Genomic DNA, 26,580 nt, shown 5'->3' with positions numbered 1-26,580 from the left:
TGCGTGCTCTACACCGCAGCATGGGCTAAAGGGTTTCATCAGCATTGGATAAGGTTATAAATGACGGTCACCTTTGACTACTTTACCTACGAAGGCGTTCCCGGCCGCTACTTCGCCTGCGTGGCGAACAAAGCCAATCTGTCCGAGTTGCGCTGTGCAACGATGTACCGCGATGCCAAGAAGCTCCCGCTTGGCGCATGCGTGCCGCTTGAAAAGTGCCTCGGATGCCCGATCGGGGCTTTGCACGCGGGCGACAAAGCCCCGCAAGCCAAAGAGCGACCCGTTGGCACCCTGATCTGTTCCCGGTGCCACCATCCGGCCGCGCGCATCATCTGCGGTGGGGTTTGTGTCAGTTGCTACAACCGCGAACGTGAAATGATCAAGGGAAAGAATGGCAAGGGCGTTCCCCCGCGGCCAGTCGAGCGGTTTTGGGATGATGAAGCCGGCGATTGCCGCGTTCCATTCACGCATCGCGTTGAACTCACGTTTTCAGTGCTTGGAGTCGTTCGCCCGGTGATCTACCGCAACGTCGCCGATACATTTGAAGCTGTCCTGCGCACCGTGCGCGGCCGGCGCGACACCGTTACTTTCGGTTTTCATTCTGCCGTTAAGGCGCCAATGCAAATGTCTCTATGGGGTGGAATGTGAGTGTCGACAAAGAAGAGAAGCGCTTTTACCGAAAGACCAATCACGCCTGCCGTATCTGCTTCGCACGGGTATTCGCCTATGTGGACGAGGCCGGCGAGCATCACGTCGAATGCTCGAACTGCGGCCTGACCAAGCATAGCCACAAGCCGGAAACCATCTGCGCCTGCGGCTACAAGCTGCGCGCCAAAGGGAAGGCGGCATCAAAGTGGCCGAATGCCGGATTCCGGTGCCAACTAAACCCAAACATTACCCCTGAAATACCGTCGCAAATCATCGTAGTTCATCAAGGAGATTCACAATGAAACCGAAGGAAAAAGCAGCAAAGAAATACGCGGCCATCATCGAAGGCTACGCAGCCGGGTTTGCCAACGGCGTCAATGCAGGCCGGGAAGTGATCGCCAGCGAAATACTGCAAGTTTTAGGCTCCGCGCGCCACTTGGGCGAACGGAATCTTTCCCGCTACGCTGATGCGCTTCTGGCTGAACTGGAAGATAACCTGTACGAGCTCAAGTTCCCGGAAGAGGCTGAAGCCGAAGAGGAAGCCGAAGAGGAAGCCGACAAGGATTGCCCGGAAGGCTTCGACAAGAGTTGTGCAGGTTGCGAGTGCGCGGCTTGATTCAAAGTTCCGTCGAGGCTGTCGTGACTTCACAATAAAGGCTTGTCGCGGCTAGGGATGCCCCTGAACGCTGTTCCGCATAAACAGCCCGCCGCGACTCCCTTTCATGCCAAGGAGCAACAATGACCAATCCCCGCTTCACCATGAATCTTAGTTACCTGTTTAGCAAGTCGGACTGAGCGTGGCACTCCCCGAAAGCCAGTGGGTAATCATCCGCACCTATTACGAGCGCGGATTCAAACTCGCAGAGATAATCGCAAGGGACGATGTTGATATAAAAAGCGCCGGATCAATAAGCAAGCGAGCGAAGGCCGAAGGATGGATTTTCGGCGGAAAGAAAAAAGAAATAATCGAAGAAGTCAAGGCAAAACAGTTCCTTAGCGATCTGATAAAAGAAAAAGAAAAAATGCACCCCTTAGAAAGAAACGTTCACGACACGATTGTTTCCGAAAGGCTCAAGACGACCGTCTACTTCAAGGGCGTCAACATGTTGGTAGCGGAAATCACCGAAAGAAAACTGCGGTCTGATGATGAAACAGCCAGCTATCAAGACCTGAACGCGGCCGCCACGGCTATCACCAAGGCGCAAGAGAACATTCTCGGCAAGCAACCCGATACCGTGATCAATAACACCAACGCCATGCAATCGAACGCTGGCGTGATCGAAGTTACCCCTGACCAGATTCGCCACATCAACAAACTATTCAATGACGCTTGCTGACGAAACAATCTTCGCAGCGTTCAAGATGAAGTTGCTCTGTGACTTCGGCGCCTTCGTCCGGTACTTCTTCAAGGCGCAATACAGCAAGTCATTCATGCCGGCGCCTTACCAGCAGAATATCGTTGACGCGCTAACCAAGGTCGTTACCGGCGAGACTACCAGGCTGATTATCAACATACCGCCACGGTATGCAAAGACAGAAATAGCCGTGAAGATGTTCGTCGCTTGGTGCCTGGCGAACAGCCCGACCGCCAAGTTCATTCACCTTTCGTACTCGGATGACCTGGCGCTGGACAATTCGAGCGCTATCCGTGATCTGGTCAAGTCCGATGAGTTTCATCGGTTTTTCCCGACCGAGCTAAGGGCGGATTCCGATTCAAAAAAGAAGTGGTGGACCAAGTCTGGCGGCGGGCTTTATGCAACAGCGGCAGGCGGTGCGATAACCGGCTTTGGTGCGGGCGGTATGGGCAGAGTACGGGTAGGCACAGGGAGCCCGGCTGATTCTTTTGCGGGCTGCATTTTGGTTGACGATCCGATAAAACCGGATGATGCCTTCAGCGACACCATGCGCGACCGCATCAATCGCCGATTCAACAACACCATCGCCTCGCGCACCAACTCACCAGAGACGCCGATCATCATCATTATGCAGCGCTTGCATGAGAATGATATGACCGGATTCCTGCTAAATGGCGGCAGTGGCGAGGTATGGGAGCATCTATGCCTGCCAGCAATCACTGAGGACGGCGAGGCGCTATGGCCTGAGAAGCACAGTATTGAGCGGCTACGGCAAATGGAAGGCGCTGACCCCTACACCTTCGCCGGCCAGTACATGCAGATTCCATCCCCGTTGTCGGGCGGCCTGTTCAAGCCAGACAATATCCAGATTATCCCGGCGCTTCCTGTTGAGCCTATCGAATGGGTACGCGGATGGGACTTCGCCAGCACAACGACCGGCGACTACACGGCAGGAGTCAAGCTTGGCAGGATGCGCGACGGGCGCCTGATCATTGCCGATGTGGTACGCATCAGGGTAGGTCCGGATGAGCGAGACAAGGCACTGGTCAATACCACGGCCAGCGACGGTTACGACTGCAAGCAATCCATCCCGCAAGACCCAGGACAAGCTGGCGTAACGCAGGTGAAGTACCTGACCCGGCAACTGGCCGGGTACCGGGTGCATTCCTCGACGGAAACAGGAAACAAGGTAGTTCGGGCAGAGCCGATCGCCAGCCAGATGAATGTCGGCAACGTGATGATGCTAAAGGCGGAATGGAATGCGGCGTTTGTTTCTGAATTGCGCATGTTCCCGAATGGGACCTTTGACGACATGTGCGATAGTTTATCTCGCGCCTACGCCATGTTCATTGGCCGCAACCCGTCCGAAATCTTCATCCCGGACATGAGCATCAAGGATCAGCTATCGGCCTCGGGTACCTGTGGGCGCTGCGCCGAGTTCGACCGCGAGGCTGGTATGTGCGGTGCGAACTTCGGGCTGCAGGTACAAGCGGACGACATCGGATGCAGTTTGTTTATTCCGGGGTAGCTATTCGGTCGTGACGCGACACTTTCGCCATGACCTCCGACAACGCCAGACAAACCGCATTCGACCCTCGCGCCCCGCAAGACGAGCGCACTGACGCCTTGGGCGAACTGCAGAAAAGCCACACGCAGCCATCGGTGATGAGCGCTGAAGTCTTCGCGCAAATGATCGAAATGGCCGACATGAACAAGTCGATCAGCCAGAACGTCGTTCCATTCCCCGGTACCAATCAAGGCAAGCCCGGCATGCAGTCGGTGCGCCTCGATGATCGCCAGCTTGGCCTGCAGGGCGAGTATTGGGAAAAGCCGGCATCGATGAGCTTTGACGCCTTGCGCGCGATGGTTGATCAGACGCCGATTCTGAACGCCGTGGTGATGACACGCATTCGTCAAGTGCAACGATTCTGCCGCGTGCAGGAGGGCGGTAGCGGCCTCGGATTCATGGTCAAGCATATTGATAAAGAACACTCGATTAGCAAGACTGAGCAGGACAGCATAGGCATGCTGAACCGCTTTATGAGCAATTGCGGATGGGAGTTCAACCCGCGCGAGCGCAAGAAGCTGCACCGTGATAGTTTCGCCGGCTTCATGGGCAAGGCAGTACGTGATTCACTGGTGCTGGACTCATGCGCAATCGAAACCGAAATGAAGCGCGACCGGAAGCTGGGCATTGACGGCCTGACGGTTGTTGACGGTTCCACGATTCGCCTGACGCCGGAAACTGGCTACAAGGGCGACCCGGAGATTTTCGCGCTGCAGGTGATTCAAGGCGGCATCCGCACGGCCTACACCAATGACGACCTGATCTATGAGCCGCGCAACCCGCGCAGCGACATCATGGTCGGCGGCTATGGCCTCGGTGAGACTGAACTGCTGGTACGTGTGGTGACTGGCTTCCTGAATGCCATGAGCCACAACATCAGCGGCTTCGACAAGAACGCCATTCCCAAGGGCGTTTTGCATCTATCCGGTGACTACTCGCAAGATGACCTGACCGCCTTCCGGCGCTACTGGAACAGCATGGTCAAGGGCGCCAATAGCCATTGGTCGGTACCGGTACTGATTTCCAAGGATCAAGAGAGCAAAGCCAGCTTCGAGAAGTTCGGAGTGGAATTTGATGATATGGCGTTCTCGAAATGGATGACATTCCTAGCCTCGCTGATATGCGCCATCTACGGCATGAGCCCGGCTGAAGTGAATTTCGATTCATTCACGGCCGGCAGTACCTCGGCGCTGGGCGGCAACGATACCGCGGAGAAGCTGGCCGCCTCCAAGGATAGCGGCCTGCGTCCTATCCTGAGCTACTTCGAGAATCTATTCACGGATTACATCACTTGCGACTTCTCCGAGAAATACGTTTTCCGCTGGGAAGGGCTCGATGAAGAAGATACGGAAGTCAAGGACAAGCGCGCCGGCCTGATTCTGACCGTCAATGAAATGCGCGCGCAAGAGGGTTACGACAAGATGGACGGCAAGCTGGGCGATGCTCCCTTGAATCCTTCGCTTATCGGGCCGTGGATGCAGATCATGCAGGCTGAACAGCCGGAAGACTTCGGCGGGCAGGAAGAAGGCCAGCCGGGCGAAGAGCAGGCGCCCGGCGGTGACCCGGCGGAAGAACAGCAGGCGCCCGGCGAAGGACAGGATGAAGAACAAGAAGAGCCAGCGGCTGGATTCGGCGGCGCTGAGAGCGGCAAGGACTTTGGCGCCGGTAGCCCGGATGATGAGCCGGCGGCTAAAGAAGAAGATAAGCCAGACGACGAAGAAAAGCCGCTTGCCAAGTCGCTAGAGCCTGACGACTTCGGTACCCGCACCAACACCATCTATCGGCTAGGCGACCTATGAAGCCAGTAACAAGCCTCAATCAATCCACTGGCGAGGTTGCCAAGCCTAGCGTACTGGCCGGCGACTCGATCTACTACAAGCACCCGGAAACAGGCTATGCGCACCACGGCGCTGTCGCGGCGATCGGCAAGCACGGCATGCTGGTTGATGCAGAGGGCGGCGGCGAGCACAAGGTCAAGTGGGACGCCTACATCGCCCACAAGGCACGAGCAGAGCGAAAACTGACCATTGTTGATCGCGGTGAAGATGGTTCGATCATGGAGGACGAGAATGGAAAGCGCGTATTCGTGCATGGCGCCCTTGAGGATTACTTGCCTCCAACGCCTGAAGAGCCGCTTGAGAAGTCGCTGGCTTCGCTTTTGGATACCGATATTGTCGCGGCCATTACCCGGCTGCGCGAGGACCAAGCCGCACAGTTTCAAGGGCTTTGCGCGGCGATAGCGCTGATGGCTGAACGAATCGGCGACACGTCCGCCGTTCAGCAAACCTTGCTGGCCGTACTCGCTGAAGCGCGCAAGCCGCAGGATGTGGCTATTCACTTGCCGGAAAGCCTGATGCAGAAGTCAGAGCCGGCCAATGTGCAGGTAGATGTTCATGTACCGGCCATGCCGCAGCAAGCGGCCCCTATCATCAATGTCGAGGCGCCGATTATCAATGTCGCAGCAGCAGAAGCCCCCGAGATTGTGCTGAACATCCCCGCGCAACCGGCGCCGATCGTTAATTTCTCCCCTCACATTGATGTGCAGGTACCGGAATCCCCTGCCCCCATCGTCAATGTGACTATCCCGCCGAAGAACACGGTGACCACAATCGAACGCGACAAAGAGGGCAACATGATCCGCGCCAAGCAAACAGAATCGGCGTATTGAAATGATGCGCCACTTCAAACGCCACGTTAACGACGTCGTATTCAACTCTGACATGCTGGCGATACGCTTTACGCTGTCAGTTGCGGCGTTGATTATCGGGGCTGGACTGGCCTTTCCGTCGGATGTATTTCAGGAGTCAATGCAGGTGTCCGTGGGATCAGGAATCAATTCCCTTTCCCCGATGGGGCAGATCGCGCCTGATTGGGCGTGGGCGATTTGCTTCCTGACGCAAGGCGGCATGACGATGTTCTCGTTGCTCGCAAACTACCAAAACAAGTGGCTAGTGTGGCTCGATGCCGCCTTCGGTGTGACTCTATGGACGTTATCGGTAGGAGCCTGCTACATCGCTTATTGGGGCGGATTCTATCAGGTCATGGAGAATTACTCGCCGGCTGTGATGGGCGGAAACCTTTCTTTTGTCGCTGCCAGTTGGTGGGTATTTGTTCGCTACCACAGCGGCGCGGATGTCGAACAAAACAGACACCGCAAGGGTCGTCGAGCTACGGATCGCATGCCGTGAACGAAATCGAACCCAACAACCTTATAGGAATCATTTCCGGCATTGCCGGAGCGCTGATCAGCATTGGTGTCGGCGCACGCGAGTACATGAAGCGCGAGCGCATGGGCAATGCCTCGCAAGGTGCAGAGATTCGGGGTATCGCTGCCGGTGGAACGATCCTGGAGAATCTGGTCAAGGAAGTAGAACGGCTTTCCAAGCGCATCGAAGCACTCGAAAAACAGGTAAGCGAACTGACCGACAAGCTGGCCAACGTCCGGATGATCGCTGTCGATTGCTACTCGCTGGCCGTCGAGTGCCAAGGCGACAAGCGTGAGCAGTTGCTCGAACACATCAAACAAATAATCAAGGACGCCTGATATGAGCCGCTTTACCGAATGCTTGCCACATATCCTCGCCTTCGAGGGCGGTTACGTTAATAACCCGGCTGATCGGGGTGGCGCGACGAACAAGGGAATCACCCAATCCACATACAACGAGCACAACCGGATCAAGGGCGTGACGCTCGAATCCGTGAAGGACATTACCGATTCCGAGGTCGAGGAGATTTACTACGAGCGCTACTGGCAAGCCTGTAGCTGCGACGAGTTACACACGCCCCTCGACCTCGTCCTGTTTGATTCTGCGGTACAGCATGGCGTAGCACGCGCATCGAAGTGGCTGCAGCGTGTGGTTGGCACCATCGCCGATGGAAAGATCGGAGACGCTACGCTGTTCGCACTGAACCAGATGGTTCGCGACAACCGGCTGGACGAGACGATTGACAGATACCTTGCGGCACGCATGGCGTTCTATGTGCAGATCGTCGTCAATGATCCAAGTCAACGTGTTTTCGCAAAGGGTTGGAAGAATCGTCTTGCTGCGCTTGAGGCGGCGATCAAATGAACGCGGAAGACTTCGTGACGATCTTTGCCGCCATAGGTTTCCTGGCAATGGCATTCATGCTGGGCAGGATGAATTGACATGACCATCAAAGACCTTTTAACCGGAAAAGACAACAAGACGCCCGACCTCGGACGCTGGTCGTGGGCAGTCAGTACCCTATCTGTTATAGCTGGCGGAATATGGAATGCCGCGCATGGAAGTGCGATTGACCTGATGAGCTTCGCTCAATCAATCGGCGTCATCGTTGCAGCACATGGCGGCGCACTGTGGGCTAAAAAAGACACTGAGCCTGAGGTGAAAGAATGAACCCCCTCCTACTCATCAAGTTCGGCCCCTACGTGGTCATCGCCCTGCTCGTTGCGGCCTGGGGCGTGCAGACCGCTCGCCTGTCCAGTTCCAAACTTGAACTGGCGAACTACAGGATCGAGCAACAAGAGATCGTTCAACGCCAGATCGATGTAGCAAACAAACAACGAAAGGATGCCAGTGATGCCTATAAAGCCCAATCGCAGCAACTCGCGCTATCTATCAAAGCTGGCGACGTTCTCAAGCGGTGCGTTGCTGCTGGGAAGTGCGGGGTGCAGCAGCAACCCCGTGATTGTACCGGCATCCGTCTATCGGCCTCCATCAGCCCTGATGCAGCCAGCGCCCAGCCAGTACCTCTTGCCGGAAACGATGCAGCGATCAACGACTGCGCCGTGACAACCCTGCAACTGAACACCCTGCAAGCTGATATTGAAAAACAACCAAACTACTAAAGGAGCAATAAATCATGGCTAAATTCGTTCATTCAGACGTACTAGACGGCGGTCTATCCGCCATCAAAACCGCAGCGACCAAGATGTTCCTCATCTCGGCCTACACCGCAGGCGACAGCTACGCCACTGTCACCGCGGCCAAGCTAAACGCCGGTGTGACTATGGCGACGGGCGACTTCACGCTGTCCAGCACAGGCAACAACCGCGTGCTTACTGTTGCCGGCAGCAAGACCGACGCGGTGACTGTCTCCGCCCTCGGCACGCCTGACCTGCATATTGCCTTCACCGATGGCACGGCCAAGGTGCTGTGGGTCACGGACGAGACCAGTAATCAGCCGATCACCTCGGGCAACACCATCAACTTCCCGAGCGGTCTGACCTACACCAGCAACCAGCCGACTTGAGCCTGACATGACGACCGCCTTCCCGACTGCACTTGACGTATTGGCCAATCCGCTATCCACGGACTTGATGACCGCGCATGCCGCGCAGCATGGCAACGCCAACGACGCGATTGAAGCGATTGAAGCCAAGATTGGCATCACCGGATCGGCGGACACCACATCGCTGGAGTACCGGCTGGCGAACAAGACCGCCCTAACCGTACCCAACACCCCCGCTGGAAATATCGCAGCAACGAATGTTCAAGCGGCGATCAACGAACTGGATGGCGAGAAAGCATCGAAGGTATCCCCGACATTCACTGGTGGATTAGCTAGGTCAGACTCATCGCGCTTAACTCCAAACTGGGACGAAGCGCAGTTCATGGCGTATTCAAATGCGAATTCCGTCTGTGATTTCGCATCGATGGCATTCCATGTTCAAGACAACGGAAAAGCGCCGCAGCTTGGCTATAACGGGACGCTAGGAAAATTCGGTCAGTGGGATAGCACAGGAACGAGCGCAAACCTGACTTGGGACATAGATGCCCCAATGACCGGGCTGGTCAAAGCTACGTCGGGGAATCTTACTGCTGCTGTTGCGGGGGTGGATTACGTAACACCAACAACGACATCGGGGATTTTGGCAAAGGGGTCAATTGCTACTGATTATTCAGTATCGAATGCCGCGCTGAATGCAGGCATTGGATACTCAAACATTCAGCAAGTGGACGCCTCCCGCACAATTAACAATCGCTTACATGAGTTTATATGGAGTGCTGGATCATTTGCCGGCCGATTCCTGAATGACGCTTACAGCGCAGCAGCAAATTGGATGGCTGTCACAGGGGGGCAGGCGGAAGGGGTTTCGTCCATCAACTTCTACGCTCCTGTCGGTATAAAAGTATCTCCCGCAACCGCTTGGCAGATTGACCTCACGGCAGGTGTTGGTGCAGCTCCAAACTACATCGATATAGCGAGCGGCGGGTACTACGACCTTTCGTATGGGGCTGGTTTGATCGCCATTAACGACAACCTACTTGACGGATCGCTTGGACTTTTCATCTGTGGGGGGGGTACGACAATCCTCGTATCGAGTACGCACCCAACACTGCATTCAATATCGCCAAACAATCCCAACACGATCAATCTTTTCTACCAAGGCGGCGGTGTGGACAGATACCGAATCCAGAACAATACAGCCGTCCAAAGGACGGTTTTCATCGGAACGATCAAAACCCGACCCACCCCATAAGGATAACAAAAATGAGAGTTGAAATAGAACACCAAGAACACACCGGAAGCCCCCTTGTTACTGCAAAGATTTATGAGGGCGATGAGTTGCTTGAAACCCTGACGCTATGTGGAACAGACGACATGGACGATGCAGATTTCGAGACAATGGCTTTGGAAACTTATGCCGCGCATCAAGTCCCTTTCGTTATCAAGCCTCCGACACAAGCCGAAGTCATTGCCAAATACGAATCCGCCCTCGACGCTCACCTTGACTCCGTAGCAAGACTGCACCGATACGATAACCGTTTCACCTTCGCCCTACGTGCTGGATTCGATGGCCCCTACCGCGCTGAAGCAGTCCTGTTCGCGCAATGGATGGACGCTTGCAATGTCGCTGCGTATGCGCTGATTGCTGAAGTTAAAGCAGGAGCCGCTATGCCGACGATTGAAGAATTCATTGCAGGGCTTCCAGCTTTCACGCCATGAACCGCACCAACTTTGAGCATCTTGTTCTTGCCTTGATCCTGCAAGCTATCCCCGGTTTCCTTTGGGGGGACTGGATCATTGGGGCCATCTTCGCTAGTGCAGTATTCCTTGGACGTGAACACGCCCAACGGGAATATCACATTGGCGATCCGAGCAAACTGGTGGGCTATGAAGCATTAGACTTTTGGAACTGGAAACTCGATGCCCTACTTGATCTGTTTATGCCTGTTGCTGGTGTGTGGAGTGTGGCTTTTCTGCTCTGGCTGCAAAATCGTTGAACGTGATTTGAGGGACTACTAGCGATGGCACTCGCCTACAACAGTTCGATAGCTTACGGAGACTCGTCGTATTTCTTTGACGGCGTGCCGAACTTTGTCGACCTCGTTGTAGCCAGTTCATCACAAGCATCTGCCAGTTCGACGGGTCCAACAGCACAGCACCATGCTTTAGTTGGTACGGCAGTCTCGCAGTCAGCGGCGTCCTTGACAGGCGCAGTTACTCAAATACAAAACCCCGTTGTTGATAACTCATCACAGGCGAATGCAAGTGCAACGGGCATAGTTTCACAAGCACAGGTTCTTGTTTCCCCCAGTTCGTCGCAGGACAACGCCGCAGCATCGGGTGCACTCATATCCGCCATATCAATATCGCTTGTCGCTGCAAACAGCACTCAGCCAAGCGCAAGTTCGACAGGCGCGATCACGCTGGACCACGTCTTGATCCACGCGCCGAGCGTGCAGGACAGCATCGCCGCAGCCTCGCCAATTGTTCAGACGTACATTCTGGCAGCAGCGAACGCAACTCAGAATGCCTACCCGCAGAACGTGATAGTCACTCAGACGCAGCAACTTCTCGGCACAGGGTGCGCCCAACAGCCGTTCTCAGGCGTGGGGGCGATTCGTGCGTCCTTCATTTCCAGCGAAGACATTGCCGCCATCGCCAGCGCCGTATGGGCGAACACCACCGGCACCGCCATGACGATCAAGCTGGCCGAAATCTGGGGCCGCCTGGGGCTCGACGCCAGCAAGCCGCTGGTCACCGGAAATACCTCGATTACCTTTGGCGAGATTGCGATGGCGATGAGCGAGTCGGCAGGATCAGTCACCGTGACGCGGAAATGATTAACCTACGCGCAGTCGCCCGGATTGGCATCGGCTTTGGCCGGCGTCAAATGGCGGCGATTGGTCTGGCCATCTCCGAGGCCATTGCCAAACCTGTTGGGCGCGATCTTGCGCGCCTCGGCGGCGGCGGCGAACCGCGCGTAATGGAGCTGCACCGCCTGCACATCCTCAAGCGACGGCAGCGCGCGGAAGATGAAATTATGCTCATGCTGCTTTCGTGACGGCACCATAGCATGATGAACAATGAAACCATCCTGATTGATATTGGCCCCTTGTCGTGCTCCTGTACGGATCATCTCATGGAGGAAATGCACAAAGCCCTGTCCGAAGACGACGACGGTCTGTTTCGCCCGCATGAGTCCATCTACGTTCGCCAGTTGATCGAGGAAATAACCGGGCATGGGGCGAATGCGCTGTCCGGGCTTAGTACCGATTTGACCGGATGGCTATCGAAGCGCGCCGCCGGATTGTCGATCGCGGTACCGGCGCCGGAAGCCTTCGTCGCATGGTCCCCATTCAAGGCCGAAGCCGTATTCAAATATCTGGCCGGAAAGGCAATGGAGACCTGGGCGGCATCGGATTACGTGCTGCTGGTCGACTATCTCGTCCACGCCTACTTTCCGACGACCTTCCCTGAGCAAGTCGCTGAATTGGCCGTCAAGCAAGCGGCGGTCATGGGCAAGGTGCAGGCCGTGTCCGAAAGCCTGACAGCGGCGCAAGCTGGCGCACTGCTGGCGCATTTCTCGCAAGGCTTCACCGGCATTGCGCTTGATCTGGCGCATATCAATTATTCGGTCATTGATTACGGCATGGCGAACTGCTGCGAGCATGTGACCGGGTTTTCCGACTCGGTCAAGTACCGGCTGAAGCGCACCATTCTGGAGCATGAGAAGAGCGTCAGGCTCGAAGGCAAGCAACCGCCTCACGCCCTGCAGACTAAAATGTTTGATCAGTTCGGCGAGTTGAACCGAGACTGGCGCCGGCTGGCGCTGACTGAGGCCGGGGAAATGGCAAATCAGGGATTCGTCGCGTCAATGCCGGTAGGCAAGAAGTTGAAGCGGCTTGAGCAGTATGTCGGCGCATGCCCGTTCTGCAAGAAGATCGACGGCCGGATTGTCACCATTGTTGAGCCCGACAAGAAAGACAAGAATTGGGATACGGAAATCTGGCAGGGGAAGGACAATGTAGGGCGATCGGCATCGCCGTATAAGCGTGTCGGCGGCCAGTTGATCAAGCGCACCAAGTCCGAAATGTGGGCGCTGCCTGCCGGGCTTGCGCATCCGCATTGCCGTGGCCTATGGATTCCGGTATCAGGACCGGCCAGCGATGATGAATTTACGATGTGGTTGTCTGATCACTTTCACCCGAAGGCAGCAGAGGCTATTCCAAAAGAGAAGATCGAGGCGCGCAACGAGTGAGCCAGACCCGCAAAGCCTCCTTCATCGAGTCGCTGGCGAACATCGCGGTAGGCTATGCCGTGGCAATCGCAAGCCAGTTGCTGATCTTCCCGCTGTTTGGTATCCATATCCCGCTGTCTGACAATCTTCTGATAGGCGGGTACTTCACGATCATTTCGCTTTTTCGTTCGTTCGCTATTCGGCGATGGTTCAATGGGATGAGGTTCGGCGCGTCGTGACTCCACCATTGGGGCATGACTCCAAAAATCCTATTCTTCAAGGCCGCCCCGACCACGGCGCTAAAAACGCACGTCAAGGCGCATCTACGCAACGGCAAGCCAGTAATTGACTACGAGCGCAAGCCGCTTTATGTCAGTCGACAGGTGCTGAACGGGCAGAAACTGCACGATTGGGCCGTATCGCAAGGATTTAAGGCAGTCACACCGCCACACAAGATGCACGTCACGGTCGCTTACAGTCGATCGCCGGTTCATCATGGGTCTATTGATGCGGATGACGGCCATCTTGTTGCCAAACCAAGTCATTTAGCTCACTTGGGAGAAGATAACGATGTTGTGATGCACGTCGACAACGATTCGTTGCACGACCGGCATTCATACATGCTTTCAATGGGCGCGTCTTGGGGCTTCAAAACCGATGGCTACAACCCGCATGTCAGCATCAGCTATAAAAACCAGCCGATACCTCCGGACGCACAGCCGTTCGATGATGTCCTGCATCTTGGACCGGAAATTGTAGAGCCGTTACAGATAGGGTGGGGTAGGGAAGTAGCGAAAGAGTCTGTTGATGCGCCGAAGATGATCAAGGCGATATTCTTGAAGGGTGGCAAGCGGTGGGGGCAAGGGCTGCATGAAGTGGTAATAACTGGAAGTGACGGAATACCTAGAAAGCATTGGGTAGCAACGTCAAACAAAGTTGCGCACGATGGCGTATCTCAGATTATGTTGTCTTCTGAGGTTTTGCACTCAAAAGATGATGCTCATGGTTTCCGTGTTGCCGTAGAAGAAATTGCCAAAGCAAGATATGCAAATAAGCCACCAGTCCCGGTAACGATCAACTCTACGAACGAGGTTGTGTTTATATCATGGTCAAGCGCGAAGCACGTTTTACGCGACGGGCTTCCTGATTGGAGAACTTCTCTTGCAGCATTGCATATGGAAGCGCTTGCCGCTGCTTCTGAAAAGACTGGCGAGGCGCTTGATTACAAAGGTCGGAAAGACCCTAGCGGCGCTGAATTTTACCGATCAGACGCAATCATTGATGGCGAGTCGTTCGACGTAAAAATAACCGTTCGCATACATTCGGACGGAAGGCGATATTACGACCATATTGTTGTCGAAAAGAAAAGCCCCACAGGGCTACCGGAGAGTGGGGAGAAGATAACTTCTACCGCGACACCTACTCCGCCGTTTGCGGGGCTTAATGAAAGTATCAACCAAACCGAAGAGAAAATCAACAAGTCCATCACCCTGATTTTCCCCAACGGCAACGAGCATGCGCTGGGCGCCGGGCAGTTCTCGTTCGATGATTCTCTGCTGAAGGCGCTTGAAGCCGGGCAACGGTGGATATCCGTTCATCCGAACGGCCCAGGCACCAAGGGCGTTCCGGTAATGATCCAGGAGTCCGGTCATGGCTCTGGCGTCTATCACGTCATTGGCGGCGCCGGCGGCAAGCTGAACTACCTGAAATTGCATGGCGTGAAAAGCGAGTCAAGTTACAAGCAGCATCTGTCAGAAAAGAAGATCGCGAAAGCCGCGCAGAAGAAGGTGCTCAAGGCGCGCGACAAGGAACTCGGCATTGACAAGGGCAAGGAACAGGCCCGCACGTCAGTCAAGAGCCAACTACACGAACATCAGAAGGAATTCATCAATCATGTCGCTGCCAAAATGGGATGGAAGGATGAAGAACTCAAGGCGAAAATCCCTGAGAACGTCTCCGATGTAACGCGCAACAAGCTGGAACAGCGCCACCATAGCGAACTGTTGAACAAGGCAAATGCTGCCGTCGAACTGCAAAACCAGAACCTGCTGACCGATGCGCAGGCGCGGGAAGAGGCCGGCGGCGTGGCGACTGATCCCGACGAGCATACCCCGGACGATAAGCTGACGGTCGCCGACTTGGACGATTCCCGGCCGCAGGGAAAGTCCGGATTGGGATTTTCCGCGAACTATGCTGAACGCGCCGAAGAACAAGGCGCCAGCGAGGAAGTGATCAAGAAAGAGGCCGACGCCAAAAAAGAAGTTCGGCAAGCGAATATGTCCGACTCGCAGAAGGCTGCAATCAAGACGCGCGGCGACAAGACGCAGCAGATCAAGGCGGAAATCGAATCAATCCGCGAACCGATTACCGCCAACGTCAAAGCCGTTCTGGCCTCTGCCGTAGATGCCGTCGATATGATCAAGGCGAAAAATGAACTCAGAGCCGCCACCAAGGCAGCGCAGGCTGCGAACAAGGACATTGACGCCGCTACTGAGGTAAAGGCGTACAACATCGAGGTATCGGCGGCCAGTGAGGATGAAATAGCCGACAACCTTGAGGCTGACTTGCGCACTATCCGCACCAAGGCATTCTTGTCGGCCATCAAGAAGGAAACGAGCGCGCCGGAAAAGGAACTGCGGCAGCATGTCGGCGCGGGCGCCTTCAACAGCATCAATGCGCTGGCCTTGACCGCTGGCGGCAGTGCGCTGGTTGATCGTTCCGTGATTGATGTGCTGGGCATGGAAGGCGCGGCGCGCGTACTGGCTCGCCGGCTGCATGCTGATCTCCCTGCGGACGAAATGGAAAAGCTGACCGCCGGCATGGAAGACTGGCACGTCCATCACTACATGGAATCGTCAAAAGCGGCCATGCAGGAAGCGCAGGAACTGCACGACACGGCCAAGGAAATCAGTTTAGGGGAAGCGAGCCACGGCGCCGATTTTGAAGCCGCCAGAGAGCTACTGCACCGCAAGAAAGCCTGTATCGAAGAGGCACACAAGATACTCGGTACCGCGCTGGGCGAAATGGAAGCGAACGCGGCGCTGGTCACGGCGCTGAAGTCTGGCCGCAACGACAAGCCGCTAGAGGTGCCGCTGGGCAACATCGCCGACGAGGATGCCATACGGCAAGCGCGAGCGATCGGCCTGCAGCGCGGCGACTACTCGATTGATAGGGTGGCTGGCAATCAGGTATTGACCGTTACCCCGGAAGGCATGGACCGCCTATCAAAGCCGGTCGATCGGGAAGAACTGGCACGCACAAAGAACACGCTGGACATTCTCAACGGCGGGCAGGATGAGGATGACTGGCTACCGCAAGGATTCGCCAAGCGGCCTGATCTGGCAATGAACCTGAAGCCGGGTGTGGCCGCTACACTGGCACGCCCCTTTGCGCCGGAAGCCGGCAACCTGCAACAGTCGCTGCGTGACTACATCGGCGGCCGGGCGGCAGATGGCGACTCGCCGGGCGACATTGTTGCAGATATTCAGTCGAGCGATTTTTTCCAGAAGTCGGGCGACAACGACGCTTACCGCGAGGCACTGGATACCGTGGCGCCATTAAAGGGGAAAGACGGCAAGATGGCACGGGCCGAATCCCTGACCGATAGCTTCAACGAAATGGCGGATTCCTTCGTCAAGCGCGAGTACGGCGGCACTATCTCCACCTTGCAGCGCCAGCAGTTTGAACCGGATGCCGTGGCGCAAGACGCCCTGCACCGGGCGCTGGCTGACGAGCCATCCGGCGTGGCCGCATATAAACCGATTGGCGAACTGTCAAACGAAGACCAGCGAACGCTGCGTGAACACTTCTACGCCAACGTGGCGCATGAGTCGCCAGAAGCGGCCGGGCTGCGCGAGCGGCTGGAAAAGATTGGCGCCAGCGAACCGGAAAAAGAATCGCAGGATATGTTCGGCGATATGTCCGTCAATCCTGAGTGGAACGACTGGAAGGCGCAACGCGACACGCTGGCCGAAGAAGTTGGCGCGGCTTCGCTCGATTGGCAGAAATACGCAGGGTCAATGGGCGGCCATGAGAATGCCTACGCATCGATGCAAGACCTGATCAAGTCAAAGGTAGCAAAGTCGTTCCATGAGAACCATAACAAGCTCGCACCGGGCGCACCGCTGAAACTTGGCCGTCAAGTTATTCGCGGCAACTTGAACCACTTGGATGCCGTCGATCCGGAAGCACGAAAGGCACGCGAGGCCAAAGAGCGCGAATTGACCGATAGCTTGCGCGAGCGAAACAACGGCAAGTACGCCAGTGGCAGCGTCAGCGACAAGCTGGATGCCGAGCGCGAACGCCGGGCCGGGTTCGAGCAGTCGCAAATGGGCTTCTTCTCGACCGAGGAAGAGCCCGATATGTTCGGCGACAAGCCAAAGGCAGAAAAGCCGCTGGGCAAGGATGAGCGCTACACGCTGGGCCATGCCGCTGAACGCACCATCGCCGGGATGATGCCGCTAGTTGGGCATAACTTCAAGCCGGGGCAACCCGTCAAGATTTTCAATCCGACGATGAGCGGGCCGGATGGGATCATGCGGCAACGGGCGATCAAGATAATCGAGAAAAACAAGCGCGTAATACTTGCAGCCGGCGCCGGAAGCGGAAAAACGGCGATGTTTTTGGGGGCTTTCTCACACCTTCAATCGCAAGGAAAGGTTAAAAAAGGCGTCGTTATATGCCCAAGCATCGTTCAGGGCCAAGTAGGGGCAGAAGCCTTGCGCTTCATGCAACCCGGTAAGTACAAGTGGCACTGTGACCCCGGCGGTTCATTTGAGGATCGTCTGGCAGCTTACAAAGACCCGGACACTCATTTTTCAGTGGTTACTCATCAGTCGTTCCGTGACGACGTGCTGAAAATGGCAGCAATGAAAACAGGCGAAGAAAGCAGTGCCATCGCCGATAGGATGGAAGGAATGCCTCGATCAGAGCGTTCAACTTTCGTCAAATCAGTTCTTGATCACCACGGAATCAACTTCGACTTCTCTGCGACCGACGAAGGCCACGGACTTTTAGACCGCGTAGGTAAAGACAATTCGAGAATGTCGAATGTTATTGGCGGCGTGACTGACAACACTGGATACACGGTTTCTGCAACGGCTGACCCGGTAAAAAACGACATATCCGAAGCATTCAGCCACTTGGAAAAAATGGACCCGGCTCGATACAACGACCGGAACGCATTTATGCGGCGTTATGGAGTGGATACCGCCGGCGCTAAGGACGCTCTAAAGCGGGAACTGATTCGCCACGTCCTTCCGTTCCAGATTTCTTCGGGGAAAAAAGTAGATAAGCGTGAGATAAAGGTATCGCCGTCCGAGTCGCAAACAAAGGCACTGGACGAGCTCGACAAGAACATTGGCAAGGCACGCATGGCGCGTATGGAAGGCAAGGTCGACGTGGAAGCCATGAAGTCCATTTCGCCAAGCCAGTTCAAGGATGCACCAGAAGCCGAGCATGAGGCCATCGCAAAAGAACTATCTCGCAGCCTCGGTATCATCAAGGGCTCTGCCGTCCGCAATATACTGGACTCAAGCCCGGACTCGGCAAAGATTGATGCGCTGTCGAAGATTGCCGGCGAGCGCAAAGGCAAGCCCGGCGTGGTCTTTGCGCACTCGCTGGCAGCGGTCGAGAACATCAAGGCAAGGCTGGAAAAGGATGGTCACCGAGTAATGACGCTGACCGGCGCTGATTCATCTGCTGACAAGGCGGCAAAGATTCGCGGGTTCAATCCTGACAAGGGAGAACGTACTCACGACATTCTTGTAGCATCTGACGCCGGCAGCACAGGAGCAAACCTCCAATCGGGAAATTGGTTAGCTCAGTACGAGACGCCCCTAACGGCAATGTGCCATGCCCAGCGCCGAGCGCGAATAGATCGTATCGGCCAGAAGCAGGATGTAGAACTGCTGGACCTTGTGAGCAACCATGCAAGTGATACGAAGGCCAGAGAGAGGTTGAAAACAAAGTACGAACTTCGTGAACTTATGTCTTCGCCGATGGGGAATTTGGATGACACAGGCTTGGCGCATTGGCTGCACCAGAGAAAAGTGCAGCAACAGAATTCAATGCTTTAAGCGATGCCCGGAGAGCCAATAAGCATGCGGTTCTCCGGGTTATTTCTTTAATTCTTCAATGCGTTGTAGAGCCTCAAAGAAGGCTTCTCGCAAGCAATCGCCTCATGGTTGGCCTTGGCAATCTCAACAAGCATGGCAACTTGAGCGGATTGAGCCTCTTCAACAGCGGCGCGGATTTTGCTGAAGTCGTATTCGCAAGCGATTGTTTCCGACCCGACGTTAAGGCAAAGCGTCAAGCGTCCAAGCTGGGCAAAGGCATTGCGAACATCAATGGCGGCACTTTTGGCCTTTTCGGTAGCCTCTTCATACCGGCCGCGTGCTTCATAGTCCATGAGATTTTTCCTGATAGTCAAAAACACGATACTACCTCTTGTCTGAATTCGATTCAGGCAAGATAGATTCACGACCCTCGTCGTGACGCCACTATCGCAGCATGGAAACAAAAATACTTTTTCTCAAGGGCGGCAAGGCGGGCGCACCCGGCCTGTATGAACGCCTGATTGTCGGCAAGGATGGCGTCAAGCGGACGCACTGGATAAGGGGCGCAAAGCCGCAGAAGATAGCGCATAATGATGCGCAACTCTTCCTGCTCGACAACCTCTATGCGCCACTTGAAACTCGTCCCGGCACCAAGCCCGAGCAAAAGCGGGAAGGGCTCAATGCCCTCGCATCGCTTCAGCGACGGATCAATCTTCTTCGGGATCGTGGAGGATCAGCCGCCACCTTACTTGGCGCGCGTTTGCATGCCGGATTCGTTGCCAGTGGCGGAAACCAGCTTGTCGGCCAACACATATCCTCGACTGGTGATCTAGCCGCCCTCGCACAAGTCTATCGTGATCCACGCTTCGAGACATTCCGTGTAATTTACCTCAAGGGCGACGAGGTTGTCGGCGAGGCGGCGTACAGTTCCCGACTGCCGGGAGCCGTGCAGTTGCCGGACAACTTCCTGACACTGATCGAGGCCGACAAGGCACGGTTTGGCTCAAACGGCTACTACCTGCTGCACAATCACCCTGCAGGATTTTCCAGACCGTCAATAGCCGACGAGAATCTGACGGGAGAAATCAATTCTGCTGTCTCAGGAATGCGCGGACACGTCATTGTCGACCACCATGAATATAGCGTAATCGCCAAGAACGGCGATACCAGCGTGCATCAAGAACCGGCACTGTCCGGGCCGGATTATCACGCCTCCCCGTCAATGGGACACCCCCTGCTGGGCGTCAAGATACGCACACCGAAAGATGCCGCCATCGCGGCCAAAGCCCTGCAGGCCGGCAACAAGTCGGGCGCGCCGGTATTGGTTATGACCAAGGGACAATTTGCCGAAGTCGATTTGATCGCCTCGGTACCGGATGCCTTGCTGCAAAAGATGATGGGCAAAACTGACCGGGCTAAAGCATGGCTGCGCGGCATTGGCCGGGCCTCGGGCTCAGGATCAAGCCGGTTCCTGATGCTCAGTGATGCCGACTTCAAAAAACACACGAAGGAATTCACTGATCTAGTTGATAAAGGTCTGGTGACTGACGTTGTTTCCGAAAGCGGAGTGTCGTTTCGAGAACGCCATTATTCTTACCAAGGGCTTATCGCCAAGGATGTTTTCGACTCGATCAAGCCGGGGCGGAAAGTGGCGGAGCATGAAGGGGATGCTGGCCGGCTTCCCGGCGCCTACCCGGACAACCTAGCCACGGCGGTTACCGGCACCAATGTTTCGACGCTTTACAAGGCCGGGTTATCTGCTGGCGAAGAACTTGTTCCACTCAATCCAGCAACAGACAAAAAACCGCAAATGGTTTCGCCTGCGTATCGAGCGGCAAAGCGGGACGGCAACGGGGTAGCTGCCGGCGTGGTAGTTACCGCAGCCATCCGGCAAAAAGTAATCAATGAAATTCGCTCAAAGCTGATCCCCGGCATCCCCGTTGTATTTGTCCCTGTAATGCATAAGGATCAAGGCGAAAGCGGGAATATGATTCCTCGCGCCTACGCCAAGGCGCTGGCAAAACTGATTCCGGGTGAAGTCGAGCAAGGGATAACAAAAACGTCCGGATACGCCAATACAGGCGCTACCTTGGACGACCGCGCCAACAACGAGCAAACCTTTGTCGGCGAAGTCAGGAAAGGCGTTCAGTATGTTGTAGTGGACGATACTTTCACCAGCGGCAGCACGGTATCTGCACTCACGGCACACATTCAGTCGCACGGCGGGATGGTTTCTGCCATTACGGCACTGGCCGCCGGAAAGTATCAAAACTACCTGCGCCATCGACCACAAGATGCCGCTAAAATGCTTGCAAAACTCGGCTTATCGGAGGTAGAATTTGAGCATGAAACGCGAATCCCAATCAACGCCATTACCGGCTCAGAAATCTACCGCCTCGCCAACTTGGATGGGGATAGGTGTAGTCTCGAAACTGTACGAAAAAGATTTTCCAAACGAGCGCGAATTCCTGCTGGCGGAAGCCAAGCGCGGGGATTTGGAAATCGAAGCGTACTTCAAAGCGAATCCGCAAGCCTTGGCTCACCTCAAATAACACCTCCCAAGCCGCTTACCAAAGCGGTGCTGTTTTTCAAGAAATCATTGCCTTCTGGCCCCATTAACAACGGGGCCGATTTGCGCGCCCAAAGCTATACAAAAGGGGGCGCTATGCTCGCTATTCCAGAAAACACACGCATCCTATTCTTCAAGTCGCACATCAGCGCTTACACCACCAGGGGCGGCACGTTCGTTCCTGCGCATGACGACAAGCGCACCAAGCGGGTTGTGTCGAAGGATACGCATACGCCTGACTTGTTCTCCCTTCCTGCGCACACTCCGGATAGCCATGAATGGCGGCACGAAAATAAAGGACAGTTTAATGAGTCAGCAACCCTTTATGACAGCAAAAACAATCCTAGGGCAAAGATAAATAAATCTGGAAAAAATTGGCTAGATTCAAGCGGGAAAACGCACGACTCCGAGGGCGCAGCAAAGGTTTGGCATGAGCGGAGCATGCAGCACAATGATGAAAATGATACAAAACGCCGCAGCACAAAAGATTTCACGCCGGTACCGAAGGCTGGCAGCAAGCCGATTGTTGATACGCCGAAGAAGAATGCCGAATTAGCCGAGGTAACAGACGAATTCGCGTCAAGAATCGCTGACTTCGATAACCACAAGGACAAGGGACTTTCAACGCATTCCCTTAAATTCATGGCGGATAAAGCGCACGCCTTGATTGACACTTCTTTAGCATCGGGAAAGATAGACGAGGCACAAGCCCACAAATGGGGCTTGCTGGTGGATGAGCGCATGGGTCTTCCGAGCGGGCGTCTATCTGTCGCGCTAAAACGCGGCGATCTCGGCGCGGCGCTGAAAGTCCTTGAGCCACTGAGTTACTACGAAGCCAGCGAGGCTTTGCTACGCGTTGGATTCAGCCTTGGATTCCACAAGACAAAAACCACGAAAGCATTGATAGCTGATGTTCAAAATCAGCTTGTTCGCGCATCAAATAAGAAAACGGACGGGTACGGCCTTCGTACAATGGCAAAATCCCTCCCCATCCTCTTCCTGAAATCCCACGTCAAGCAATTCACCCGGCAGGACGGCACGATCGTCAAGGAACACGACGACAAGCGCACGAAGAAGATGCAGGCGGCGCCGGTCGGGCGCGAGCCGGCCAAGCAGGACGAACCTGCAGCCAGCAAGTACGGACACCACAATGTTGAAGAGGGCGATTCAATCCAGTTCAAGGCCGGCGAGTTCTCCGGTTCCGGCAAGGTTAAATCATCCGGCAAGGATGGCGCGGTCGTCTCGGATTCGTCCGGGCGCGACCACAACGTCCATTGGAACGAAGTCTCTGGCCGTGGCGAAGCGAAGAAGGAAGAAGGTAGCGGCACTATGACCAGCGGGAAGAATCTCGGATGGAAGAGCCTGCCGACAAAGGTTGTCTCGCGCGACGAAGGCCAGAAGATGATCGATGCGGAACATGCCAAAGACGCGGCAAAAGCCAATGGCGGCAAGAAGAAGTTCTTCGACCCAAGCGAAGTGGAAAGCCTGCCGCACAAGGATACTGTGAAGCAGTCCGTATTCAAGGATTGGGCAGGCGCGGCCAAGATCGGCCCGGCCGCACTGGAAGAGTACAACGGCTTGCTAGGCGAAATGTCCAAGTCCTGCGGATTCGAAACAGGCAAGGGCAGTCCGGACAACATGACCGACGAGCAACTGGACAACGATACATCTTACCTGTTCATGGGGCCAATGAAGCAGGAAGGGAAAAGCACGCGCAAGGTCAACGTCGATTATCACGGCGACTGGTCACAACTGAAAGACTTGGTGCGCGCCACCGTAGCCGTTCGCGGGATTGAGGATGTGCATAAGACACTGGCCTGGCTAAAGGCGGCGGGTCTGGAATTCGCACAGAAGCCGAAGGACAACATGACCAACGGCACCAAGGACGGCTACCGGGATCTTAATTTGATCCTGAAACTGCCCGAGACGGGAATGCTTGTCGAGTTGCAGATTGCCGTCAAGCAGATCAGCAAGGTCAAAGGGGAGGCGCACTCGTTCTACAATGACAACGTGGCACTGGACCAGAAGCGCAAGGAAGCCAACAGGGCCACGGCAGAAAAGAATTCAGTCGGCGAGCCGAAGGCGCCTTACGTCGACAACGAGGAACTTGAAGCGAACTGGTCGGACAAGGGCGATTTCAAGACATTCATGGCGAACCGGGCATCGCAGAACAAAATCTACGGCGGCGCTTGGTCCAAGGTGCCGGGGATTGAGCAGATACTGAAAGCGCTATCTTGGGCGCGTGGTAAGATGATCCTGTTCCTAAAAGGAGGCAAGAAACATGGGCTTTTACATTGAAAACGACGGCGCGCTTTACCGCACGCTGGGTGGAATGACCGAGAATCCGGACGATATTTACAAGCCGGGTACCGGGTGGATTGAGTACAAAGGCGACCTCCCAAAACCTCCGGGCTGGGGTGAGCGTATTCTGGTCAAGGATGCCGAAGCGATGATGGCGCGCATGGATGCCAGTTTCAAAGATCGAGACGCCCCTGCTGCAAAACCTGAATGACACAAGCCGCCTCCGGGCGGTTTTTGCATTTCTATCGCGCCATTTATCCTACGTTCCTCGCTATTTAATCCGGTCGTGACGCCAGAATGTCTGAATGGAAAATAAAACTGAAGACAGCGTAACGAGGCTCAGCGAGTTAATGAGGGGGTATCTTTCAAAGATTTCCCCTTGCTCGACAGAGTGTCCTGAAACCCATATTTCGAGGGATTTTTATCCTCGCATGATCAGTGGGATAGTTTTTGATTCGCGTCGACTGTGTCAGCACGAAACATCTGTTCAGCCATCTCTATCCCTCTAATCGCTTCGTGCGTGGCGTCTTTGTCGGGGAAGTTGTCGACCTGATTTTCAATGACTCGCTTGGCGCGGGAAATGGCAACCCTTGCGTCTTCTGCGGAAATAACACCCTTCTCCTTTAATACTTGCAGGGTGTTGATGGCGATTGCGAAAGTCGCCATAGCGAAACCTGCCGCGCCTGATGCCGCGTCTATCGTGTCATCGACTGCTCATTTAGTCCTCAAATGGCTTGTGATTATACGGGTATACAAGTCCGGTTTAAGCCCATTCAATACAGTCGTGACGCCAGCATTGGTTATGCTGAATTACGCAATAACCGATTCATGAGCATGACATGAACCAAATTGCAGCATTCAACTTTCAGGACTTCATCTTTATGGCCGGCGACAAGCTGGTCACGGATTCTCGAAGTGTTGCCAAAGCATTCAACAAAGCGCACAAGAACGTGCTGCGGATCATTGATGGAATGCGGGACAGCAACAACCCTATCATTCAAGAACATCATCGGCTCAATTTTGAGCCCATGATCTTTACCGTAAAAACAGGCAAAGGGGCATCAAGGACGATTTCCGGGTACAGCATGACCCGCGATGGGTTTGCCGAGTTGGCAATGAGTTTTACCGGGGATGCTTCCCGAGCCATACGAATCCAGTTCATCAAAGCCTTCAACGCAATGGCTGACTTCATCCGCAACGGCCAAATGAACTTGTGGAAGCAAATGCAGGACTGGACCGCTCGCAATGCAACATCTTCAATCCGCGCCTCTTTTGGTTCGCACCTGATGCTTTACCGGAAAAAAGACCTTCCTGTTCTCAGAAGCGAGTACGCCATCCTCAAAGACAAGATTCAACCCGATATGTTTGCGATAAAATAATGGAAACCACAATGGACACAAATGCAAAACCATCGACCGGCCGCATCAAGGCGTGCACCACCGTCAATCGTGAACTGCGCCGGGCAATGAATAGCCGGGCGGCGGAACTTGCCAACATGATCATGGCGAAGGCAATGGCCGGCGACTCCACGGCGATGTTGGCCGCGAGCAATCTGCTTCTGGCGGCAAACGTCGAATAGCCATGTCGTGACGCCACCATGAGGGCTACCCTTTTGATGGTGGCCTCATGCTCAATCTCTCCCGCCTTGGTGCCGTTCGGTGCCTGTTCTTCAAATCTGAGCAATACAGCCTGATCGAAATGCCGGTGCAAGTCGGCGCCTCCGTCGATAAGCATGGTCACGTCAAGGCGGCGCATACCCGCATTCAAAAGGTGCGCGTAGCCAAGCCGCCGGTTGCTGTTCGCCAATCCTCGTTGTTCGATGATGAGCCCGAGCAGAAGGCGACGAAGAAGTCCGCGCTTGATATTGCATCAGTAGCAAACCATGCGAAGGCAATGGGCGCGATTCGTGGATACCTCGAATCCTCTAAGCTGCCCGGATTTGCCGTCATGGTCGACGGAGATATTCAGTCAATGCACTCGACTGTAAAGCGCGCCGTTACGTGGGCTGAAGGAAATGCGCCAGATTCCATCGTGCAGAAAATCTCTGTGACCGATGCGGACAAGATCGAGCAGACAGCGAAAGCAACGCCAGCGGCAGGGATTGAATTCAATCTTGCTCCTGTCGATGACCATATTCCCGACTCCGGGCAAAAGGTCGAGACTTCAGGAGGATCATCTGGCGGATCAGGAAAGCCGCCTCCGAAAAAGCCGCCGGTAACTACTGGCGGCGATGGTGAAGAATCTCAGGAAGAGAATATAGAACATGGAAAGGATGCGATGCGGAAAGTCGTATCCATAAAGGATGACGTAAAGCACGCAATGTACCGGAATGGCCTTGGGTGGGTAGATTTCCCATTTGGATACGAAGGAGACAAACCGAATTCAAAAGGACGGCGCAAGGGAGCGAAAGGCGTTTCCCATATTATCGAGGCAAGAATGCGAAAGGACGGATTGACTTATGACGAAGCCGTTGCGTTTCTTGATAATGTAGTTGTTTGCATTGCCATCGGTTCGCATTCTGAATCGCGCTACAAAGATACGAAACGAAACATTGAGGGAACAAAATCTGTTGTCATTCTTAACAATGTAGAAGTCGTTCTCATGCGTGATGATGGTTCTGACGCATGGTTGATGAC

The 26,580-nt window shown here is 54.9% G+C and carries 28 protein-coding genes; 26 read left to right on the top strand and 2 right to left on the bottom strand.

The window, feature by feature from the left end:
* The first annotated feature begins 60 nt into the window (after positions 1 to 60).
* The 21 genes from ACOYNV_RS16435 to ACOYNV_RS16335 all read left to right on the top strand — a co-directional run bounded on the left by ACOYNV_RS16435 (position 61) and on the right by ACOYNV_RS16335 (position 19,095).
* Positions 61 to 648 (top strand): hypothetical protein, encoded by a 588-nt coding sequence (locus ACOYNV_RS16435; protein ID WP_422900876.1) that lies wholly within the window; start codon positions 61 to 63, stop codon positions 646 to 648.
* The gene (locus ACOYNV_RS16430) at positions 645 to 950 is read left to right on the top strand and encodes a hypothetical protein (protein WP_422900875.1); all 306 of its coding nucleotides are present in this window, start codon (positions 645 to 647) and stop codon (positions 948 to 950) included. The genes ACOYNV_RS16435 and ACOYNV_RS16430 overlap by 4 nt, the downstream gene beginning before the upstream one ends.
* A complete protein-coding gene (locus ACOYNV_RS16425; protein ID WP_422900874.1) occupies positions 947 to 1,264 on the top strand; it encodes a hypothetical protein in 318 nt (105 codons plus the stop codon). The genes ACOYNV_RS16430 and ACOYNV_RS16425 overlap by 4 nt, the downstream gene beginning before the upstream one ends.
* A 181-nt stretch (positions 1,265 to 1,445) precedes the next feature.
* Positions 1,446 to 1,985, top strand: coding sequence for a hypothetical protein (locus ACOYNV_RS16420; protein ID WP_422900873.1), 540 nt, complete (start codon positions 1,446 to 1,448; stop codon positions 1,983 to 1,985).
* Positions 1,972 to 3,531, top strand: coding sequence for a phage terminase large subunit (gene terL / locus ACOYNV_RS16415; RefSeq protein WP_422900872.1), 1,560 nt, complete (start codon positions 1,972 to 1,974; stop codon positions 3,529 to 3,531). Before ACOYNV_RS16420 ends, terL begins: the two co-directional genes overlap by 14 nt.
* A 29-nt stretch (positions 3,532 to 3,560) precedes the next feature.
* Positions 3,561 to 5,369 carry a phage portal protein gene (locus ACOYNV_RS16410; RefSeq protein WP_422900871.1) on the top strand — a complete coding sequence of 603 codons (1,809 nt, stop codon included), beginning with the start codon at positions 3,561 to 3,563 and terminating at the stop codon, positions 5,367 to 5,369.
* Positions 5,366 to 6,238, top strand: coding sequence for a hypothetical protein (locus tag ACOYNV_RS16405; RefSeq protein WP_422900870.1), 873 nt, complete (start codon positions 5,366 to 5,368; stop codon positions 6,236 to 6,238). The genes ACOYNV_RS16410 and ACOYNV_RS16405 overlap by 4 nt, the downstream gene beginning before the upstream one ends.
* A 1-nt stretch (position 6,239) precedes the next feature.
* Complete coding sequence (locus tag ACOYNV_RS16400) at positions 6,240 to 6,758, top strand: hypothetical protein (RefSeq protein ID WP_422900869.1); 519 nt, start codon at positions 6,240 to 6,242, stop codon at positions 6,756 to 6,758.
* Positions 6,755 to 7,114: a hypothetical protein gene (locus ACOYNV_RS16395; RefSeq protein ID WP_422900868.1), complete on the top strand. Its 360-nt coding sequence runs from the start codon at positions 6,755 to 6,757 to the stop codon at positions 7,112 to 7,114. Before ACOYNV_RS16400 ends, ACOYNV_RS16395 begins: the two co-directional genes overlap by 4 nt.
* A 1-nt stretch (position 7,115) precedes the next feature.
* The gene (locus ACOYNV_RS16390; RefSeq protein WP_422900867.1) at positions 7,116 to 7,640 is read left to right on the top strand and encodes a glycoside hydrolase family 108 protein; all 525 of its coding nucleotides are present in this window, start codon (positions 7,116 to 7,118) and stop codon (positions 7,638 to 7,640) included.
* A 78-nt stretch (positions 7,641 to 7,718) separates the two neighbouring features.
* On the top strand, positions 7,719 to 7,946 hold the full coding sequence (locus ACOYNV_RS16385) for a hypothetical protein (protein WP_422900866.1): 228 nt from the start codon (positions 7,719 to 7,721) through the stop codon (positions 7,944 to 7,946).
* Complete coding sequence (locus tag ACOYNV_RS16380; RefSeq protein ID WP_422900865.1) at positions 7,943 to 8,398, top strand: hypothetical protein; 456 nt, start codon at positions 7,943 to 7,945, stop codon at positions 8,396 to 8,398. Before ACOYNV_RS16385 ends, ACOYNV_RS16380 begins: the two co-directional genes overlap by 4 nt.
* Positions 8,399 to 8,412: 14 nt before the next feature.
* Positions 8,413 to 8,802, top strand: coding sequence for a hypothetical protein (locus tag ACOYNV_RS16375; protein ID WP_422900864.1), 390 nt, complete (start codon positions 8,413 to 8,415; stop codon positions 8,800 to 8,802).
* 7 nt (positions 8,803 to 8,809) lie between these two features.
* Complete coding sequence (locus ACOYNV_RS16370) at positions 8,810 to 10,033, top strand: hypothetical protein (RefSeq protein WP_422900863.1); 1,224 nt, start codon at positions 8,810 to 8,812, stop codon at positions 10,031 to 10,033.
* Between the two features lie 11 nt (positions 10,034 to 10,044).
* The gene (locus ACOYNV_RS16365; RefSeq protein ID WP_422900862.1) at positions 10,045 to 10,500 is read left to right on the top strand and encodes a hypothetical protein; all 456 of its coding nucleotides are present in this window, start codon (positions 10,045 to 10,047) and stop codon (positions 10,498 to 10,500) included.
* Positions 10,497 to 10,778 carry a hypothetical protein gene (locus tag ACOYNV_RS16360; RefSeq protein ID WP_422900861.1) on the top strand — a complete coding sequence of 94 codons (282 nt, stop codon included), beginning with the start codon at positions 10,497 to 10,499 and terminating at the stop codon, positions 10,776 to 10,778. The genes ACOYNV_RS16365 and ACOYNV_RS16360 overlap by 4 nt, the downstream gene beginning before the upstream one ends.
* A 438-nt stretch (positions 10,779 to 11,216) precedes the next feature.
* Complete coding sequence (locus ACOYNV_RS16355) at positions 11,217 to 11,621, top strand: hypothetical protein (RefSeq protein WP_422900860.1); 405 nt, start codon at positions 11,217 to 11,219, stop codon at positions 11,619 to 11,621.
* Positions 11,618 to 11,842, top strand: coding sequence for a hypothetical protein (locus ACOYNV_RS16350; RefSeq protein WP_422900859.1), 225 nt, complete (start codon positions 11,618 to 11,620; stop codon positions 11,840 to 11,842). The genes ACOYNV_RS16355 and ACOYNV_RS16350 overlap by 4 nt, the downstream gene beginning before the upstream one ends.
* Positions 11,843 to 11,854: 12 nt before the next feature.
* Positions 11,855 to 13,039 (top strand): hypothetical protein, encoded by a 1,185-nt coding sequence (locus tag ACOYNV_RS16345; protein WP_422900858.1) that lies wholly within the window; start codon positions 11,855 to 11,857, stop codon positions 13,037 to 13,039.
* On the top strand, positions 13,036 to 13,257 hold the full coding sequence (locus ACOYNV_RS16340) for a DUF7220 family protein (protein WP_422900857.1): 222 nt from the start codon (positions 13,036 to 13,038) through the stop codon (positions 13,255 to 13,257). The genes ACOYNV_RS16345 and ACOYNV_RS16340 overlap by 4 nt, the downstream gene beginning before the upstream one ends.
* Before the next feature lie 15 nt (positions 13,258 to 13,272).
* Positions 13,273 to 19,095 carry a helicase-related protein gene (locus ACOYNV_RS16335; protein ID WP_422900856.1) on the top strand — a complete coding sequence of 1,941 codons (5,823 nt, stop codon included), beginning with the start codon at positions 13,273 to 13,275 and terminating at the stop codon, positions 19,093 to 19,095.
* Positions 19,096 to 19,142: 47 nt separating this feature from the next.
* Here ACOYNV_RS16335 and ACOYNV_RS16330 read toward each other — a convergent pair whose 3' ends face one another.
* On the bottom strand, positions 19,143 to 19,427 hold the full coding sequence (locus tag ACOYNV_RS16330) for a hypothetical protein (protein ID WP_422900855.1): 285 nt from the start codon (positions 19,425 to 19,427) through the stop codon (positions 19,143 to 19,145).
* Positions 19,428 to 19,528: 101 nt separating this feature from the next.
* Here ACOYNV_RS16330 and ACOYNV_RS16325 point away from each other — a divergent pair, with 101 nt between their 5' ends.
* Together ACOYNV_RS16325 and ACOYNV_RS16320 are read left to right on the top strand one after the other, a co-directional pair.
* Positions 19,529 to 23,941 carry a hypothetical protein gene (locus ACOYNV_RS16325; protein WP_422900854.1) on the top strand — a complete coding sequence of 1,471 codons (4,413 nt, stop codon included), beginning with the start codon at positions 19,529 to 19,531 and terminating at the stop codon, positions 23,939 to 23,941.
* Positions 23,925 to 24,155 (top strand): hypothetical protein, encoded by a 231-nt coding sequence (locus tag ACOYNV_RS16320; RefSeq protein WP_422900853.1) that lies wholly within the window; start codon positions 23,925 to 23,927, stop codon positions 24,153 to 24,155. Before ACOYNV_RS16325 ends, ACOYNV_RS16320 begins: the two co-directional genes overlap by 17 nt.
* Positions 24,156 to 24,379: 224 nt before the next feature.
* Here the strand turns inward: ACOYNV_RS16320 and ACOYNV_RS16315 are convergent, their stop codons facing one another.
* Positions 24,380 to 24,610 (bottom strand): hypothetical protein, encoded by a 231-nt coding sequence (locus ACOYNV_RS16315; protein WP_422900852.1) that lies wholly within the window; start codon positions 24,608 to 24,610, stop codon positions 24,380 to 24,382.
* A gap of 173 nt (positions 24,611 to 24,783) precedes the next feature.
* Between ACOYNV_RS16315 and ACOYNV_RS16310 the strand changes: the two genes are divergently transcribed.
* The 3 genes from ACOYNV_RS16310 to ACOYNV_RS16300 all read left to right on the top strand — a co-directional run.
* Entirely contained in the window at positions 24,784 to 25,323 is a 540-nt protein-coding gene (locus ACOYNV_RS16310) for a Rha family transcriptional regulator (RefSeq protein ID WP_422900851.1), read from the top strand.
* An 11-nt stretch (positions 25,324 to 25,334) separates the two neighbouring features.
* Entirely contained in the window at positions 25,335 to 25,523 is a 189-nt protein-coding gene (locus ACOYNV_RS16305; RefSeq protein ID WP_422900850.1) for a hypothetical protein, read from the top strand.
* Positions 25,524 to 25,570: 47 nt separating this feature from the next.
* Positions 25,571 to 26,580 (top strand): hypothetical protein (locus tag ACOYNV_RS16300; protein WP_422900849.1); only part of this gene is annotated, 1,010 nt, incomplete at its 3' end.

This window comes from Propionivibrio sp. (genome assembly GCF_049316945.1).
Lineage (GTDB): Bacteria > Pseudomonadota > Gammaproteobacteria > Burkholderiales > Rhodocyclaceae > Propionivibrio.
The sequence above is the reverse complement of the archived record's forward strand: the minus strand, read 5'-3'. Positions and strand labels throughout refer to the sequence as shown.

Coding starts and splice junctions, on each gene's coding strand:
- ACOYNV_RS16435 (WP_422900876.1), top strand. CDS start 61: ATGACGGTCACCTTTGACTACTTTACCTACGAAGGCGTTCCCGGCCGC.
- ACOYNV_RS16425 (WP_422900874.1), top strand. CDS start 947: ATGAAACCGAAGGAAAAAGCAGCAAAGAAATACGCGGCCATCATCGAA.
- terL (WP_422900872.1), top strand. CDS start 1,972: ATGACGCTTGCTGACGAAACAATCTTCGCAGCGTTCAAGATGAAGTTG.
- ACOYNV_RS16410 (WP_422900871.1), top strand. CDS start 3,561: ATGACCTCCGACAACGCCAGACAAACCGCATTCGACCCTCGCGCCCCG.
- ACOYNV_RS16405 (WP_422900870.1), top strand. CDS start 5,366: ATGAAGCCAGTAACAAGCCTCAATCAATCCACTGGCGAGGTTGCCAAG.
- ACOYNV_RS16400 (WP_422900869.1), top strand. CDS start 6,240: ATGATGCGCCACTTCAAACGCCACGTTAACGACGTCGTATTCAACTCT.
- ACOYNV_RS16390 (WP_422900867.1), top strand. CDS start 7,116: ATGAGCCGCTTTACCGAATGCTTGCCACATATCCTCGCCTTCGAGGGC.
- ACOYNV_RS16385 (WP_422900866.1), top strand. CDS start 7,719: ATGACCATCAAAGACCTTTTAACCGGAAAAGACAACAAGACGCCCGAC.
- ACOYNV_RS16380 (WP_422900865.1), top strand. CDS start 7,943: ATGAACCCCCTCCTACTCATCAAGTTCGGCCCCTACGTGGTCATCGCC.
- ACOYNV_RS16375 (WP_422900864.1), top strand. CDS start 8,413: ATGGCTAAATTCGTTCATTCAGACGTACTAGACGGCGGTCTATCCGCC.
- ACOYNV_RS16370 (WP_422900863.1), top strand. CDS start 8,810: ATGACGACCGCCTTCCCGACTGCACTTGACGTATTGGCCAATCCGCTA.
- ACOYNV_RS16365 (WP_422900862.1), top strand. CDS start 10,045: ATGAGAGTTGAAATAGAACACCAAGAACACACCGGAAGCCCCCTTGTT.
- ACOYNV_RS16360 (WP_422900861.1), top strand. CDS start 10,497: ATGAACCGCACCAACTTTGAGCATCTTGTTCTTGCCTTGATCCTGCAA.
- ACOYNV_RS16350 (WP_422900859.1), top strand. CDS start 11,618: ATGATTAACCTACGCGCAGTCGCCCGGATTGGCATCGGCTTTGGCCGG.
- ACOYNV_RS16345 (WP_422900858.1), top strand. CDS start 11,855: ATGATGAACAATGAAACCATCCTGATTGATATTGGCCCCTTGTCGTGC.
- ACOYNV_RS16335 (WP_422900856.1), top strand. CDS start 13,273: ATGACTCCAAAAATCCTATTCTTCAAGGCCGCCCCGACCACGGCGCTA.
- ACOYNV_RS16330 (WP_422900855.1), bottom strand. CDS start 19,427: ATGGACTATGAAGCACGCGGCCGGTATGAAGAGGCTACCGAAAAGGCC.
- ACOYNV_RS16325 (WP_422900854.1), top strand. CDS start 19,529: ATGGAAACAAAAATACTTTTTCTCAAGGGCGGCAAGGCGGGCGCACCC.
- ACOYNV_RS16320 (WP_422900853.1), top strand. CDS start 23,925: ATGGGCTTTTACATTGAAAACGACGGCGCGCTTTACCGCACGCTGGGT.
- ACOYNV_RS16315 (WP_422900852.1), bottom strand. CDS start 24,610: ATGGCGACTTTCGCAATCGCCATCAACACCCTGCAAGTATTAAAGGAG.
- ACOYNV_RS16310 (WP_422900851.1), top strand. CDS start 24,784: ATGAACCAAATTGCAGCATTCAACTTTCAGGACTTCATCTTTATGGCC.
- ACOYNV_RS16305 (WP_422900850.1), top strand. CDS start 25,335: ATGGACACAAATGCAAAACCATCGACCGGCCGCATCAAGGCGTGCACC.